A 15,214-nucleotide genomic window follows, 5' to 3' on the forward strand; every position below is an offset into this window, starting at 1 on the left:
GCTCCTCAGGAGCTTCGGAAGCCGCAACGTCGAGACAGGAGGGATGTGATGACAGATCGTCCGACGATCACCACCACCGCCGGGGCGCCGGTGCCGGACAACCAGAATTCGCTGACGGCAGGGCCGCGTGGCGGCATCATGCTGCAGGATTATCAGCTCATCGAGAAGCTGGCGCATCAGAACCGCGAGCGCATTCCGGAACGCGTCGTCCATGCCAAGGGCTGGGGTGCTTTCGGCACGCTGAAAATCACCGGCGACATCTCGCAATATACGAGAGCGAAGTGTCTCCAGCCCGGCGCCGAAACGCCGATGCTGGCCCGCTTCTCGACTGTCGCCGGCGAACAGGGCGCCGCCGACCACGAGCGCGACGTCCGCGGTTTCGCGCTTAAATTCTACACCGGGGAAGGCAACTGGGACCTCGTCGGCAACAATACGCCGGTCTTCTTCATTCGCGATCCCTACAAGTTCCCCGACTTCATCCACACGCAGAAGCGTCATCCGAAGACCAATCTGCGTTCCGCCACTGCCATGTGGGACTACTGGTCCCTGTCGCCGGAAAGCCTGCATCAGGTGACGATCCTGATGTCCGACCGCGGCCTCCCGCAGACGCCGATGCATATGAACGGCTACGGCTCGCACACCTATTCCTTCTGGAACGACGCGGGCGAACGCTACTGGGTCAAGTTCCACTTCAAGACCCAGCAGGGCCACAAGTTCTTCACGAACGAGGAAGGCGAAACGGTCATCGGCAAGACCCGCGAGGGCTATCAGGAGGCACTGTTCTACGCGATCGAGAACGGGGCTTTCCCGCGCTGGACGGTTCAGGTGCAGATCATGCCGGAGCTCGACGTGGAGAAGACGCCCTACAACCCGTTCGACCTGACCAAGGTCTGGCCGCATGCCGACTACCCGGCGATCGAGATCGGCGTGCTGGAGCTCAACCGCAACCCGGAAAACTATTTTGCCGAGATCGAGAACGCAGCCTTCTCGCCCTCCAATATCGTTCCCGGCATCGGCTTCTCGCCGGACAAGGTGCTGCAGGCCCGCATATTCTCCTACGCGGATGCCCACCGCTACCGCCTCGGCACGCATTACGAACACATCCCGATCAACCAGCCGCGCTGCCCGGTTCACCACTACCATCGCGACGGTCAGATGAACACCTATGGCGGCATCCGCACCGGCAATCCGGACGCCTATTACGAGCCGAACTCCTTCAATGGACCGGCCGAACAGCCGCTGGCCAAGGAACCGCCGCTCAGAATAGACGGCGACATGTCCCGCTACGACCACCGCGTCGGCAATGACGACTACATTCAGGTGCGGGCGCTGTTCGACCTCTTCGACGAGGGGCAGAAGTCGCGCCTTTTCTCCAACATCGCGGCCGCCATGGGCGGCGTCCCGGGCGAGATCATCGAGCGGCAGCTCATTCATTTCGCCCGCGTTCACCCGGAATACGAGGCGGGCGTCCGCCAGGCGCTGAAGACCGCCCACGGCTACGAGGCGGACACGATCAGCACGGCCGCCGAGTAGTCCGGCGCCCGTTCCGGCAAGCGCGAAGGCCACGCCTCAGCAAGGCGTGGCCTTCGTCATTGGAGGAGATATGTAAGCGGCTCACCAGCCCGGCAGCATATGGCTCTGTCTGAGGCGCGGATAACGGGGATAGCCCTTGAGATCGCCTTCGAGATCGTCGTTGACGGTGATCGGCGTGATGTTGTCCAGGCAGGCGGTAATGTGATTGGTGATCGCGTTCGACAGCGACGGCGAAAGGCCGGGGCGCTTCATGATGCCGATCTGCACCGGCGCCAGCGACGGGAAGCCGTCGGCCAGCGTCAGCACCTTCATGCCCGGTCGCAGTGCCGACTCCGGAAGGACGGAGACCGCCATGCCGGCGAGCACCGCCGCGGCAACGACGGTCGAGGACCAGCTCGTGAACAGGATCTGATATTCCTTGCCGGTCGCATCGAGCGCCGCGCAGGCAGCCTGCCGCCACTGACAGTCGCGCCGGCCGACCGCAAGCGGGATTGGGGCATTCTCGGGCAGCGGATGATTGATGGAGCTGACCCAGCAGAGCGGTTCGGTTCGTACGACGTCGGAAGCCCGCGCACGCGGATTGTGGGTGACGAGCGCGATGTCGAGATCGCCCTTCGCCATTTTTTCCGCGAGGTCCACCGAAGGCTCGCAAACGATGTAGAGCTCGACGTTCGGATGCGTCTTGGCGAAGCGGACGATGATTTCGGGCATGTAGCGGTCCGCGTAGTCGTCCGGTGTGCCGATCCGCAGCGTGCCCTCGAGGCGGTTGTCGTCGAAGGAGGCGATTGCCTCATTGTTGAGGCGGATCATCCGGCGGGCAAAATTGAGGAGCCTGTCGCCCTCGACGGTCAGCCGGTTGCCCCGGCCATCCTTCATGAAAAGCGGCTTGCCGATCCGCTCTTCCAGGCGTCGCATCTGCATCGACACGGCGGATTGAGTCTTGAAGACACGGTCGGCCGCCTTGGTGAAGCTGCCCGTGTCTGCGATTGCTACGAAGGTTTGCAGCTGGTCGATATCGAGCGGTGCGGACATGGCCGGAATACCTATAAGATTGTTTGATGAATATCATTAAAAACATTCGTTGGACTGATCAATAAGGATTTGCGAATGATAATCCGCAAACCACGTCAATCTTTCCGGCCAAAATAGTCGCCGGTTCGCCAAAAGTATTTCCGCCTGCCCCTGCGAAAAACCTCCCCGCAGGGGACGGGTTTCTTCGTGCCCGCGAAAAGGAGTTCCGTCATGCGCACGACCCACCACGCCTCCGGTTTCGGCCTCGTTGCGAGCAGGCAGTCGCCTGCAGCCCGCACAACAGGCATCATCGGCGTGCTGACGGCCGTCTGGCGCCTTTATCGAAACCGCTGCCAGATTGCCCGCCTGCAGGATCTCGACGATCGCCAGTTGCTGGACATGGGTTTGAAACGCGAAGACCTGCACGAGGCGCTGACCTCGGCCTTCTTCGAAAACCCTGGCAGCTACCTGACGCGCGCCTCACGCAATCGGGCGAACCTCTTCTACAGGGGAGTGCGCCACGATTGACCCCTCATGGTGCGTCCCGCCGCCTCGGATGCGCCAGTGCGGCATGATCTGCGAAATCTTCGCCTCGCGCGGATCATGCCGCGAATTTCGGATCGTGCCGATGGCACGTCGTGAAAGTTCCCCGCAGGGTATGAGCCAATAGACCCTGCTGCTTGCCCGGTACATGCCAAGACGTGTACCGGGCTTTTTTGCGCTTCCGATAAGGAGCGGCGCGGTGCTCGGACGCAGCTTTCCTCACCGATTTATCGGCATGTTTCCAGTTTGGGAATAAATCATGGCGGAGGCCAGTCGAGCGCGTGCCCGTCCCGCGGAGAGGGGCAATCCCGGCGGCTAGGCCTTGCCGCCCGAGCCGCCCTTGTAGCTCTCGAACAGGGCGTCGATGCTCTTCTGATATTCCTTTTGCATTTCCAGCCCGCTGTCGAAGAGGCTGTTCATCGCCTGCGAAAACTGGGCGAAGGCCGGGTTATCGGCCGGCGCTTTCTGCGCCGTGTCGGCGCCCCGCATCATCTCCGCATAGGCCTTGAAGAACGGATTGTCGGCGAAAAGGTCGGCTGCTTTCGGCTTTTCCCCGGCCTTGCCCGTTTCTCCCGCCTTGCCCATGCCGAAGAAGCCCTGCATCGCCTGGGTGAAAGGATTGTCGAAGGGGTTGGACTGCGGTTCGGGCTTTTTGGCGAGGCCTGTCGCCTCCATCCATTGCTGCATCAGCGTCATCATCGGATTGTCGGCGAGCCCACCGCTCATCTGCCCCGTGGTCTGTTTGAAGAGCCCGCCCATCAGCGTGCTCGCCATCACCGGCAGCATCTGCTTGTAGATCTCCTGGCCGATCCCCGTCATCTGTGCCGCCTGCGCCGCGATCGCGCGCGACATTTCCTTCGAGCCGAAAAGCTGGCCGAGAATGCCGTTGCCATCTGCGACACCCTGGGGTGTGAACGCCTGGCTCATGTCTTCGAAATACCGGGCGTAATTGCCGGTCGAGAGCGCCGTCAGCAGCGCGCCGAAGTCGTAGGGGTTCGTCGTATTGTACTTGAAGCCGGTGGAAAATGCGGGCATCAGCGCTGCCGTGGCTTTCGCCATTTGCTCCTGCGCGAGCCCGAATTGTTTAGCCATCAGTTCGATGGCGTGGCCGTTCTGCGCCTGCGCGAACATGTCAAAAAGCGGTGCCATTGGCGTTCCTTCCCGGGACGAGCGACGCATGTCCTTGCACTATAACGGGAATTGGAGGGCTGGAAACCGCTTTTTCTGAAGCGCCGGACGGGGGGCGGAAGGAGCATGTCGGCTGCGCTCCGTCCGGGTAGAGGGTCCGCTCAGTATTGGTAGTCGGCGAAAACCGGTTCCACCGATTCGTTCCAGCGGCCGTGATAGAGCGAGAGCATGTCTTCCGCGAGCGTCGCCTTCTTCGCCAGCACTTCGTCAAGCGGTGCCAGGAACTGGCTTTCGTCGATGCCGTCGCCGTTCAGCCGGTTGCGGCGCTTGAGGCCGTTGCGTGAAATGGCGAGAACCTCGCGCGCGACATCGAAAAGCGACCTCGACCGGAATTCGGCCGCGAGCGCCTTTGCGGGCACGGCATCTCTGAGTGCCAGGACCTCTTCGTAACCCCAATCGCGGGTCAATTCCTCGGCTGCCGACAGGGCCTCGTCATCGTAGAGCAGGCCGACCCAGAACGCCGGCAGGGCGCAGATCCGCCGCCAGGGGCCGCCGTCTGCCCCGCGCATTTCGAGAAAACGCTTCAGACGGACGTCGGGAAAGAGAGTCGACAGATGATTGGTCCAGTCGCCCATAGTCGGCTGCCACTCGGCAATTTCGCCCTTCAGCGCCCCATTCATGAACTGACGGAAGGTGACATGGGTGCAGTCATGGTAATGCCCGTCGCGGACGACGAAATACATGGGGACGTCGAGCGCCCATTCCACATAGTCGCTGAAGCCGAAGTCCGGCTTGAAGGCCGTCGACAACAGGCCCGAGCGCCGGTTGTCGGTATCGCGCCAGATGTCGCCCCGCCAGGAAAGCAGCCCGTTCGGCTTGCCTTCGGTGAAGGGGGAGCTCGCAAAGAGGGCGGTGGCGAGCGGCTGCAGCTTCAGGGAGACCTGCATCTTCCGCCGCATGTCCTCTTCCGAGGAGAAGTCGAGGTTAACCTGGATCGTGCAGGTGCGATACATCATGTCGAGGCCCTTGCTGCCCACCTTGGGCATGTAGCGCGTCATGATGGCGTAGCGCGACTTCGGCATGCGCGGCGTCTCGGCGAAACTCCATTTGGGGCTGCCGCCGATGCCGAGGAAACGGATGCCGAGCGGTTCGGCGATTTCCCGAAGCACGGCAAGGTGCTGGTTGGATTCCTTGCAGGTCTGATGGAGATTCTCGAGCGGCGCGCCGGAAAGCTCGAATTGCCCGCCCGGCTCGAGCGAAATCGCTCCATTGCCCGAGGGCTCGGCAAGGCCGATGACATTCCCCTCGTCCACGATCGGCTCCCAGCCGTTCCTTTCGGCCATACCGTTCAGGAGCGCCTGGATGCTGGCCTCGCCGAAATAGGGCACCGGGCTGTTGTCCGCCTTGAAGAAGGCGAACTTCTCATGTTCGGTGCCGATCCGGAACTTTTCCTTCGGCTTCGATCCGGATGCCAGATAGGCGGTCAGTTCAGCGACAGAGGTAACCGGCGTCTGGTCGGTAGTGTCTCGGGCCATATTCGTCTTCTTTGCCTGGGCGGCTCCTGCGGGGTCAGCAGGATCGGATGGAGTGCTTGAACCGTAATCAAGTGCGGCGCAAGTCAATTTCTTTCAAGATGCCCTCAAAAAAACTAGGAGCAAGCGGATGGAGCATCATCGCCAGTCGCCGAGCGTCGCCTGAATGACGGCCATCGCAGCCACTGCCGCGGTGTCGGCGCGCAGGATGCGCGGCCCGAGAGGGATCGCCGTCACGAAGTCACGGCTCCGCAGCAGATCCCGCTCCGCCTCCGAAAAGCCGCCCTCCGGCCCGATCAGGAGCGCCAGCCGGCGTTCGGCAATTCCCTCGAGGATGGGCAGTGGATTCTGGCTGTCGTTTCCCTCGTCGCAGAAGACGATGCGCCGGTCGCGCGGCCAGTCCATGAGAAGGTCCTCGAGCTTGCGCGGTTCCTCGACTGCCGGGATGCCGAGCACGCCGCATTGCTCCGCCGCTTCGATGACGTTGGCGCGAACGCGTTCGAGGCTGCCGATCTTTCCCTGGACATGCTGGGTCATGACCGGCTGCAGCACGCCGGCGCCCATCTCCACCGCCTTCTGCACGAGATAATCGAGCCGCCCTACTTTGAGAGGCGCAAACAGGTAGACGAGATCGCAAGGGGCGGGCTGAGGGCGCGTCTGTTCGACCGCGACGAGAACCGCATGCTTGCGCGAAGGCATGGCTATCTCCGCCCGCCATTCGCCGTCCCGGCCGTTGAAGACCAGAAGCGATGCGCCTTCACCCAGGCGCAGGACGTTGATGAGATAGTTGAACTGCTCCCTGGTGGCTTCGTGTTTCGCTCCGGCGTGGAGCTGGTTCTCGATGAACAGTCGCTGCATGCGGAAATTGGCGCGCATCGGTATCGGGTACCTTCTAGAGAAACAGACCGGAGAGGACGAGATAGAGAAAGGCCGAGAGCAGCGCAGACACGGGAACCGTGATGACCCAGGCGGCGACGATGGTCAGGAAGTGGGAGCGCCGCACCAGGCGCCGGCGGCGCACTTCCGCAAAGTTCGCCTCGCCCTTTTCCATGAATTCGGTCTGGCCCGTCTTGCGCCGGACATATTCGAGCCGCCGTTGCGAGTGACGCGTGTACCACTCGCGAAAGAAGCCGACGCCGAACACGGCGCCCACCGCCGTGTGGGTGGAACTGATCGGCAGGCCGAGAGCCGAGGCAAGCAGAACCGTCACGGCGGTCGCAAGCGCCACGCAGAAGGCGCGCATCGGGTTGAGACGCGTGATTTCCTCGCCGACGACGCGGATCAGCAGCGGACCGTAGAGCAGAAGACCCACCGAAATGCCGAGTGCGCCGATGAGGAGTACCCAGAAGGGGGCCTCCGAATCCGCGGTCGAGATCACGCCGTCGACAGCCGAGACGATCGCCGACAGCGGGCCGATCGCGTTCGATACGTCGTTTGCGCCATGGGCGAAGGAGAGCAGGGCGGCCGAGAAGATGAGCGGCAGGCGGAACAGCTTGCGAAGCGACTGGTTGCGGTTTTCGAGGCCTTCCGACTGGCGGTGGATCCACGGCTTCGACACGATGTAGCAAACGATCCCCGCCAGTCCGCCGATCGCCAGGCCGGTCGGAAGCGGAACAGAAGCCAGATGGTCGATTGCAAAGACCGCGACATAGGCGGTGAACGAACCGGCGGTGACGCCGAGGACGACAGGCATCCAGCGCCGGGCGGCCGAGATCTTGTCATCGCGATAGATGACGAACTCCTTCAAGAAGGCGAGGAAGAGTGCGGCAATGATCCCGCCGAGCACGGGCGAAATCGTCCAGCTCGCTGTGATGCCGGCGATCGCCCACCACTTGACGCTGGAAAGCCCGGCGGCGGCGACGCCTGCGCCGATAATGCCGCCGATGAGCGAATGCGTCGTCGAAACGGGCGCACGCGAGTAGGTCGCGATATTGATCCAGATCGCCGATGAGATAAGCGCCGAAAGCATCACCCAGACCAGCCCTTCGGCGCCGACCACCTGCGTGCCGTCGATGATCCCGGCCTCTACGGTCAGCGTGACCTTACGGCCGGCGATCAGCGCTCCGGCTATCTCGAACACCGCCGCAATCCCCAGCGCCACCGGCATCGATATCGCCTTTGCGCCGACCGCCGCTCCGACGTTGTTGGTGACGTCGTTGGCGCCGATGTTCATCGCCATGTAGCCCGCGACCGCCGCTGCCGCCACCACCACGGCCGCACCGGAGGCGCCCGTGAAATAGCTCGCCGCGAAACCCATGCTGAGGACCAGGAAGAGAGCGGCAAGTCCGGGAGCAGCCAATCTGCGCATGACGTGATGCGACGCTTCCTCGGCAAGGCTGAACTTGTCGAGATCCTTGTCGAGCGTCAGCTTTTCGAGGCGCGGTCGCGGCTTGGCCAATGGCTGTTCTCCAACTGTAATATTCGCCAGTAGCGGCACAAACGGGCGTATTCAAGAGGAATTGACGAGGGGGCGGGGGGCTTCGGCCGGGGCGTTACCCGAGCCGGCATGTCGCAGCCTGCGGCGAGCTTGCGTGTTCGACCAGTCGTCGGGGCGGATGCCGTGGGCTTCCGCCTCGCCGTCAGTTGCTGGAGGCTTTCGGCCGCTGCTCCGGGTCTGGGTCGAGGCGTTTGCCGAAATCGAGGATAAGCTCTTTCAGCGAAGGCTCTGCAACGCGCTTTGCCGCCTCACGATAGTCGACCCATTCCAGCCGCCTGCTACCTTTCTCCGGGAAGTTCTTGCAGAAGTCCTCGACTTCGAGCGCATGCACCTGCACCTTGCAGGAGATCTCCAGGCCGTGGTCCATCCGCTTCTGATAGACGTAGGCGCCGATGGCGGCCCTCTGCACCTTGCCCTTCACCCCGGCTTCCTCGTAGGCCTCGCGCTCCGCGACCTCGTGTGCCTGCTTGCCCTGCATCGGCCACCCCTTGGGGATGACCCACCGGCCTGTGTCGCGGCTGGTGATCACCAGGATTTCCAGCGCATTCGTCTTCTTGGCAAGGCGATAGCACAGCGCCGCATACTGCATTCGCGCCGGGCGACGCAGCATAAGTTGCACATCAGAAGCGAGCCGGTGCAGAAAGTTCAAAATTCCCCATACTCCTCAACGAATCAGTGGTTGCCGCGCGCAACCCGAGTATGAACCGTCGCATGCCGCTGTAAATGCGTTCGTCAAACGCGCCGCATTCATTCGGATTCACGCTCTTCCTTTTCGGGACTATACATCACCCAACTAACGCAAAGCGCGGAGTCGCGGTTCCGACAGAACCACTGTCCCATACGACCATATGTAGGAAATCGGCTGGAATTTTACCAAGGGGCACTCGCCACCCGTACTTTTGCGCTTGTCGGGCCCGCGACCGGTCAGGAACCCGCGCGATCACGCTGCTGCAGGCGCAGACGGGCAATGCGCACCCACTCTCCGCTGCGCTCGGCCTCGCGCGCCGCCGTGGCGACGAAATCGATGTGCCTCTGCGCGGCAGCCTTGGCGGTTTGCGGATCGCCGACCATGATCGCCGCATAGATCGCCTCGTGCTGCGCGAGAAGCTGGTCGCGCGCGCCGGGCGCGTCGAAGACGGAATTGCGGTGGAAGAAGATGCCTTGGGTCAGCAGCCTGTAACAGGCCCTGAGGGTGTGAAGCAGGATGATGTTATGAGCGCTTTCGCCGATAGCATTGTGCAGTTCGATATCGGCTTCGAGTTCTTCGGCGAAGTTGCCGCTCTCGTGTGCGGCGCGCATGCGCTTGATGACGCGGGTAAGAATGTCGCGGTCGAAGTCGGTTGCCCGGGTCGCCGCCAGTTCCGCCGTCAAGCCTTCGAGTTCGCGCCGGTATTCGAGATAGTCCTGGGTCGCCTTGTGGTGGCGTCCGATGAGCTCGATCAGGGGCTTGGAAAAGATCTGACCGACCACATCGGCGACGAACGTGCCGCCGCCATGCCGGCTGTCGACGAGACCGCGCGCCTCCAACTCCTTGAGCGCCTCACGCAGGATCGGCCGCGACACGTCGAAGCGCCTGGAGAGTTCTCGCTCGCCCGGCAGGCGATCGCCGTCGCGTAACACCCCCTCGAGGATCAGAAGCTCGATCTGCTGCACCACCTCGTCGGCCGTCCGGCTATGGCTGATACGGGCATAAAGGTCGTCCTGGTCTTCGGTCACGGCCACGTCTCCCGGAGCGCCAAGGGGATTGTGCACAGGTGTCGCCGGCCTCCGCTTCCATTCGGCAATCTAACAGGACCCATCAAGTGGTCAAATTGATTGTCCACTCTGCCGGCGTTGACAAAGATCGAACTGCGTCAAAGCGCCCTGTTCTTTTTACCTTATCCGTTGATAAGAAGGTGGTGATGAACGCGTGAGGGGGAAGAAGCGCTTCATGCCAAAGGGCAGTTTTGCATTTCCGGTGGCGCCCATGCGCGCCCAGGCGCTCGGCGAGGTCCATTCACGGCCCTATGCACTGGTGACGACTCCGCGCGTCATCTTTCAACTCGCCTTCATGACGGAGGGCGGGTCGATCGTCGATCACGCCGTGATGTCCGAGTTGTCGCGCTCGCGCGGCATCGCCCCGCCCGGTCGCGACGCCAATCACCACGCGATCCCCTGGGGACAGGGAACGCTGCGCTGGGAGCGGCACACGGAATTCTCCACCTATTTCTGGGACGCGCCCGCGCCGGAAAGCTTCGGTGGCGAGGTGCCGATCCATCCGTTCGGCGACGGTTTTTCGCCCCCGGGCTCGCTGATCTCCGGAGTTCGTCTGGAAATCCGCCCCGATACGCCGGAGACCCGCGAGGCGATCGCGGCTTTCGATCCCACGAGCCTCTGTTACAGCGAAACCAAGAATGGCCAGGCGGTGCTCCTGACCGACTTTCGCCAGAACGGCGACGGGCTGACCCAGGTGCTGGTCATCGATCGCGGCATGACGGAGGCGGGAACGGGCGCCCTGGTGCAGCGCCTGCTCGACATCGAGACCTACCGCACGCTCGCCATTCTCGGCCTGCCGCTTGCACAGTCGCTGTCGCCGGAGATCCGCCGCACCGAGGACGGCCTGACGGCGGTGACGCAGCGCATGAAGGAAAACGTCCGCGAGGAGGCTGACGAGATGCTGGCGGAGATCACCCGCCTTGCCGCCGATCTCGAAGCGGGTGCCGCCCTCAGCCTCTATCGCTTCGGCGCCAGCCGCGCCTATTATGGCATTGTCCAGGAACGCATCCGCACGCTTTCCGAAACGCCGGTGCCCGGTTACGAGACCATCGGCACCTTCCTCGAACGCAGGCTGGCGCCGGCAATGCGCACCTGTCAGTCGGTCGAGGAGCGGCAGGCGAACCTTTCGCGCAAGCTCGCTCGCGCTACGGCTCTCCTGAGAAGCTGGATCGACGTCGAACTGGAACGGCAGAACAGCGCCCTGTTGAATTCGATGGATCGCCGCGCCAAGCTGCAATTGCGCCTGCAGCAGACTGTCGAAGGATTGTCGGTCGCGGCGATTTCCTATTATGTCGTCGGGCTCTTCGGCTACCTCGCCAAGGCCGTCAGTCATGAAATACCCGTTGATCCCGGTCTCCTGACGGGCCTCGCCGTTCCCTTCGCGGTCGCCGGGGTCTGGCTGGTGGTCCGGCGCATTCGCCGGCATCACGACGAGCACGGATAGTCTATTGCTCCCAGTAGGGCACCGGGCCGTAGAGTGCGGCGAGATAGTCGATGAACTGCCTGACCTTGGCCGGTAGGAATTGCCGGCTCGGATAGACCGCCGAAAGCGTCAGCTTGTGCGATCCTTCCCATTGCGGCAGCACCTGAACCAGGCGACCCTCCCGAAGTTCCCTGCCGATGTCCCAGGTGGACCGCAGGGCGATGCCGGCACCGGCAATCACCGCTTCGCGGATGATTTCCGACGAGTTGGTGACGAGCGGTCCCTCCGGCCGGTAGGAGAGGCTGCCGTCGGGCCCCTCCAGCTTCCAGTTGTCGTTGTTGTGCGCCGGCAGACAGATGTGATGCGCGAGTTCGCCGATCTCCGTCGGCGCTCCATGACGGGCGACATAGCTCGGTGCCGCGCAGAGAAGCCGGCGCACCGGCGCGAGCTTACGGGCGACGAGGCTCGAATCGCTGAGTTCGCCTATTCGAATGGCGAGGTCGAAACCTTCTGCGACGATGTCGGTGAAATCGTCGGTCAGCACGATGTGCAGCTTCAGGTCGGGATGGTCCTTCATGAAACCGGTCAGATGCGGTGCGATGTGCATGCGGCCGAAGGAGGTCGGCGCGGAAATGCGCAGAGTCCCCTGGACCTGGGACGAGCGGCCCGAAGCATAGGCCTCCGCTTCCTCCAGACCGGCGAGAATGCCGAGTACGCGGTCATAGAAACCCTGGCCGGCCTCCGTCAGCGAAATCTGCCGAGTCGTGCGCTGCAGGAGCCGCGTGCCCAGCCTGTCTTCGAGCCGCTTGATACGTTTGGAAATCACGGCTGCGGAAAAACCGAGCGCGCGTCCCGCCGCCGACATGCTGCCGGTCGACACCACCCGCGCGAAAATCTCGAGATCGCCTAGATTCGTCATCAATCCTGATCATTGTTTCCAAAGGCGAAAAGATCATTAACATTTGCCGGGTGTCCGTCCAGCCCTGTAAAAGGTTAGAGCGGGATGCGCTGAGGTCATTGCTTGTGTATGTCCTCGTCTCAAGTCCGCCGCGCACTTTTGGGCGACATGCATTAGTGGTAAGCAAAAAATACCACTTTGCTGTGAATGGGAGGCGCTCATGCCGGAGACGATCGGCTTTCTGAAGCCAAGGCAGGCCGTCCTCGACCGTCGGCGGGAAATCGTCGCCGATCTTGCCGATCTGTTGCCGGAAGGCGGCCTCATCAGCGACGAGCGCGGCCTCAAGCCCTTCGAGACGGATGCGTTTATCGCCTATCGGCGGATGCCGCTCGCGGTCGTCCTTCCTCAGACGACGGAGCAGGTGGCCGCGGTGCTCAAATATTGCAGCCGCTACGGCATTCCGATCGTGCCGCGGGGCGCCGGCACCTCTCTCTCCGGCGGCGCCATTCCTCAGGAGGACGCGATCGTCGTCGGTCTTTCGAAGATGTCGCGCATCCTGGATATCGACCTGTTCAACCGCACGGCGACGGTTCAGGCGGGCGTGACCAATCTCAATATTTCCGATGCAGTTTCGGCCGACGGCTTCTTCTATGCGCCGGATCCGAGTTCGCAGCTCGCCTGCACAATAGGCGGGAACATCGGGATGAATTCCGGCGGCGCGCACTGTCTGAAGTACGGGGTTACGACCAACAACCTTCTGGGTGTCAAGATGGTGCTTTTCGATGGCACCGTGATCGAACTCGGCGGCAAGGCGCTCGACGCGCCGGGATACGACCTGCTTGGGCTCGTCTGCGGTTCGGAGGGGCAGCTCGGCATCGTCACGGAAGCGACGGTGCGGCTGATTGCGAAGCCCGAGGGAGCGCGGCCCGTCCTCTTCGGGTTTGCCTCCTCCGAGTCCGCCGGCAGCTGCGTCGCCGATATCATCGGATCGGGCATCATCCCCGTCGCAATCGAATTCATGGACAAGCCGGCGATCGATATCTGCGAGGCTTTCGCCCAGTCCGGCTATCCCCTCGACGTCGAAGCATTGCTGATCGTCGAAGTGGAAGGCTCCGAGGCCGAAATGGACGCAATGCTCGCCGGCATTATCGAGATCGCCCGCCGCCACGGCGTGATGACGATCAAGGAATCGCAATCGGCTCTGGAAGCGGCACTGATCTGGAAGGGGCGTAAGTCGGCTTTCGGCGCAACCGGCCGGATTGCCGATTATATCTGCATGGACGGAACGGTGCCGCTGAGCCAGCTCTCCCATGTGTTGAGGCGGACCGGCGAGATCGTCGCCGGCTACGGCCTGCGCGTTGCGAATGTTTTCCATGCCGGCGACGGCAACATGCATCCGCTGATCCTCTACAACATCAATGATCCGGAGGAAGCTGCCCGCGCGGAAGCTGCCGGCAACGACATACTGAAGCTCTGTGTCGAGGCGGGCGGCTGCCTGACCGGGGAACACGGCGTCGGCATCGAGAAACGCGATCTGATGCTGCACCAGTACAGCAGGGCCGATCTCGGCCAGCAGATGGCGGCGCGCGCCGCCTTCGATCCGCAATGGCTTATGAACCCGTCGAAGGTTTTTCCGCTCGAAGGGCGGCCCGCGGCATGATCGTCCATTTCGAGCCGGCAAGCGAGGAGGGGATCGCGTCCGTCGTGCGGTCCGCGGCGGCCGAGCGCGTCACGCTCGCCGTAGTCGGCGGCGGCACGCGCGCAGGTCTAGGCAATCCCACGCGTGCTGACAGAACGCTCTCGAGCAGGCGTCTTTCCGGCATCGTCACCTATGACCCGGCCGAGATGACCATGAGTGCGCTTGCCGGAACGCCGCTCGCCGAAGTCGAGGCGGCACTGCACGCCAAGGGCCAGATGCTCTCCTTCGAACCGATGGACCACCGGCCGATTTTCGCAACGACGGGCAAACCCACGATAGGCGGGGTCTTCGCCGCCAATGTCTCCGGGCCTCGCCGCTACGTCGCCGGTGCCGCTCGCGACAGCTTGCTCGGGGTGCGTTTCGTCAATGGCCGGGGAGAACTCATCAAGGCCGGCGGCCGGGTGATGAAGAACGTGACCGGGCTCGATCTCGTCAAGCTCATGGCGGGGTCCTACGGCACGCTCGGCATTCTGACCGAAGTCACCTTCAAGGTGCAGCCACTCCCGCCGGCGGCGGCGACCGTCGTCGTCTCCGGGCTGAACGATGCGGAAGCCGCTGCGGTGATGGCGGAGGCCATGGCGCAGCCGGTGGAGGTTTCGGGTGCGTCGCATCTGCCGGAAAGCGTGCGCAGCCGCTTTCTCGACGGCGTATTGCCGGATGGCGCCGCAACGGTGCTCCGGCTCGAAGGCCTTGCGGCATCCGTTGCCATTCGGGCGGAGAAGCTCGGCGAAAAACTGTCGCGCTTCGGGCGGATTTCGCAACTCGACGAGGCGCAGACAGGAACCCTCTGGACGGAAATCCGCGACGTGAAGCCTTATGCCGATGGCACCAGACGGCCTTTGTGGCGCGTATCGGTCGCCCCTTCCGCGGGCCATCAGCTCGTCGCCGCATTGCGCCTGCAGACCGGCGTCGATGCCTTCTACGACTGGCAGGGTGGTCTGGTCTGGCTGCGCATGGAGGCAGACCCGGAGGCGGAACTGCTCCGCCGTTATATCGGCGCGGTCGGCGGCGGACATGCGGCGCTTCTGCGTGCCGACGAGGAGGCGCGCGGCCGCATTCCGGCCTTCGAACCGCAGTCCCCGGCCGTGGCACAATTATCGGAACGTATCCGCGCCCAATTCGACCCGTCGGGCATATTCAATCCAGGGCGCGCGGCCGCGTTGCTCCAGAACTAGGCGAAGGGACCTTTCGCCATCGTGCGGTCTAAAAGATCGGCCTAAGACGAAGAGAATCGATCATGGCGATTTCCGGCCAG

Annotated in this window: 13 protein-coding genes; 5 read left to right on the forward strand and 8 right to left on the reverse strand. The window is 63.0% G+C overall.

The genetic code is table 11. The annotated features are described in order from the left end of the window. The first annotated feature begins 48 nt into the window (after positions 1-48). Positions 49-1,533 (forward strand): catalase KatA, encoded by a 1,485-nt coding sequence (gene katA, locus CN933_RS07070; protein WP_018094316.1) that lies wholly within the window; start codon positions 49-51, stop codon positions 1,531-1,533. An 81-nt stretch (positions 1,534-1,614) separates the two neighbouring features. Here the strand turns inward: katA and CN933_RS07075 are convergent, their stop codons facing one another. After that, positions 1,615-2,565, reverse strand: coding sequence for a LysR substrate-binding domain-containing protein (locus tag CN933_RS07075; RefSeq protein ID WP_018094317.1), 951 nt, complete (start codon positions 2,563-2,565; stop codon positions 1,615-1,617). A gap of 210 nt (positions 2,566-2,775) precedes the next feature. On the opposite strand from CN933_RS07075, the gene CN933_RS07080 reads away from it, so the two are divergent. Beyond that, positions 2,776-3,072: a DUF1127 domain-containing protein gene (locus CN933_RS07080; RefSeq protein ID WP_018094318.1), complete on the forward strand. Its 297-nt coding sequence runs from the start codon at positions 2,776-2,778 to the stop codon at positions 3,070-3,072. A gap of 330 nt (positions 3,073-3,402) precedes the next feature. Here the strand turns inward: CN933_RS07080 and CN933_RS07085 are convergent, their stop codons facing one another. The 6 genes from CN933_RS07085 to CN933_RS07110 all read right to left on the reverse strand — a co-directional run bounded on the left by CN933_RS07085 (position 3,403) and on the right by CN933_RS07110 (position 9,900). Continuing rightward, positions 3,403-4,236 carry a DUF937 domain-containing protein gene (locus CN933_RS07085; protein ID WP_018094319.1) on the reverse strand — a complete coding sequence of 278 codons (834 nt, stop codon included), beginning with the start codon at positions 4,234-4,236 and terminating at the stop codon, positions 3,403-3,405. Positions 4,237-4,376: 140 nt separating this feature from the next. Beyond that, a complete protein-coding gene (locus tag CN933_RS07090; protein ID WP_026168539.1) occupies positions 4,377-5,750 on the reverse strand; it encodes a glutamate--cysteine ligase in 1,374 nt (457 codons plus the stop codon). A gap of 135 nt (positions 5,751-5,885) precedes the next feature. After that, on the reverse strand, positions 5,886-6,623 hold the full coding sequence (locus CN933_RS07095) for a 16S rRNA (uracil(1498)-N(3))-methyltransferase (protein WP_018094320.1): 738 nt from the start codon (positions 6,621-6,623) through the stop codon (positions 5,886-5,888). Between the two features lie 16 nt (positions 6,624-6,639). Next, complete coding sequence (locus tag CN933_RS07100) at positions 6,640-8,145, reverse strand: inorganic phosphate transporter (protein WP_018094321.1); 1,506 nt, start codon at positions 8,143-8,145, stop codon at positions 6,640-6,642. A gap of 181 nt (positions 8,146-8,326) precedes the next feature. After that, positions 8,327-8,833 (reverse strand): NUDIX hydrolase, encoded by a 507-nt coding sequence (locus tag CN933_RS07105; RefSeq protein ID WP_018094322.1) that lies wholly within the window; start codon positions 8,831-8,833, stop codon positions 8,327-8,329. A 275-nt stretch (positions 8,834-9,108) separates the two neighbouring features. Further along, entirely contained in the window at positions 9,109-9,900 is a 792-nt protein-coding gene (locus tag CN933_RS07110) for a FadR/GntR family transcriptional regulator (RefSeq protein ID WP_201269694.1), read from the reverse strand. 214 nt (positions 9,901-10,114) lie between these two features. Between CN933_RS07110 and CN933_RS07115 the strand changes: the two genes are divergently transcribed. Then, complete coding sequence (locus CN933_RS07115) at positions 10,115-11,383, forward strand: DUF3422 family protein (protein ID WP_018094324.1); 1,269 nt, start codon at positions 10,115-10,117, stop codon at positions 11,381-11,383. A gap of 1 nt (position 11,384) precedes the next feature. Here the strand turns inward: CN933_RS07115 and CN933_RS07120 are convergent, their stop codons facing one another. Further along, on the reverse strand, positions 11,385-12,281 hold the full coding sequence (locus CN933_RS07120) for a LysR family transcriptional regulator (RefSeq protein WP_018094325.1): 897 nt from the start codon (positions 12,279-12,281) through the stop codon (positions 11,385-11,387). A gap of 199 nt (positions 12,282-12,480) precedes the next feature. Here CN933_RS07120 and CN933_RS07125 point away from each other — a divergent pair, with 199 nt between their 5' ends. Both CN933_RS07125 and glcE read left to right on the forward strand, forming a co-directional pair. Then, positions 12,481-13,920 (forward strand): FAD-binding oxidoreductase, encoded by a 1,440-nt coding sequence (locus CN933_RS07125; protein WP_102761384.1) that lies wholly within the window; start codon positions 12,481-12,483, stop codon positions 13,918-13,920. After that, positions 13,917-15,134 (forward strand): glycolate oxidase subunit GlcE, encoded by a 1,218-nt coding sequence (gene glcE / locus CN933_RS07130; protein ID WP_018094327.1) that lies wholly within the window; start codon positions 13,917-13,919, stop codon positions 15,132-15,134. The genes CN933_RS07125 and glcE overlap by 4 nt, the downstream gene beginning before the upstream one ends. Positions 15,135-15,214: the final 80 nt, after the last annotated feature.

Source organism: Sinorhizobium sp. M4_45, from assembly GCF_002885915.1.
GTDB lineage: Bacteria > Pseudomonadota > Alphaproteobacteria > Rhizobiales > Rhizobiaceae > Sinorhizobium > Sinorhizobium meliloti_A.

What these genes read in the sequence shown, in the direction of transcription:
- CN933_RS07075 (WP_018094317.1), bottom strand. Translation starts at nt 2,565, where the DNA reads ATGTCCGCACCGCTCGATATCGACCAGCTGCAAACCTTCGTAGCAATC.
- glcE (WP_018094327.1), top strand. Translation starts at nt 13,917, where the DNA reads ATGATCGTCCATTTCGAGCCGGCAAGCGAGGAGGGGATCGCGTCCGTC.
- CN933_RS07080 (WP_018094318.1), top strand. Translation starts at nt 2,776, where the DNA reads ATGCGCACGACCCACCACGCCTCCGGTTTCGGCCTCGTTGCGAGCAGG.
- CN933_RS07120 (WP_018094325.1), bottom strand. Translation starts at nt 12,281, where the DNA reads ATGACGAATCTAGGCGATCTCGAGATTTTCGCGCGGGTGGTGTCGACC.
- CN933_RS07115 (WP_018094324.1), top strand. Translation starts at nt 10,115, where the DNA reads ATGCCAAAGGGCAGTTTTGCATTTCCGGTGGCGCCCATGCGCGCCCAG.
- katA (WP_018094316.1), top strand. Translation starts at nt 49, where the DNA reads ATGACAGATCGTCCGACGATCACCACCACCGCCGGGGCGCCGGTGCCG.
- CN933_RS07095 (WP_018094320.1), bottom strand. Translation starts at nt 6,623, where the DNA reads ATGCGCGCCAATTTCCGCATGCAGCGACTGTTCATCGAGAACCAGCTC.
- CN933_RS07085 (WP_018094319.1), bottom strand. Translation starts at nt 4,236, where the DNA reads ATGGCACCGCTTTTTGACATGTTCGCGCAGGCGCAGAACGGCCACGCC.
- CN933_RS07090 (WP_026168539.1), bottom strand. Translation starts at nt 5,750, where the DNA reads ATGGCCCGAGACACTACCGACCAGACGCCGGTTACCTCTGTCGCTGAA.
- CN933_RS07125 (WP_102761384.1), top strand. Translation starts at nt 12,481, where the DNA reads ATGCCGGAGACGATCGGCTTTCTGAAGCCAAGGCAGGCCGTCCTCGAC.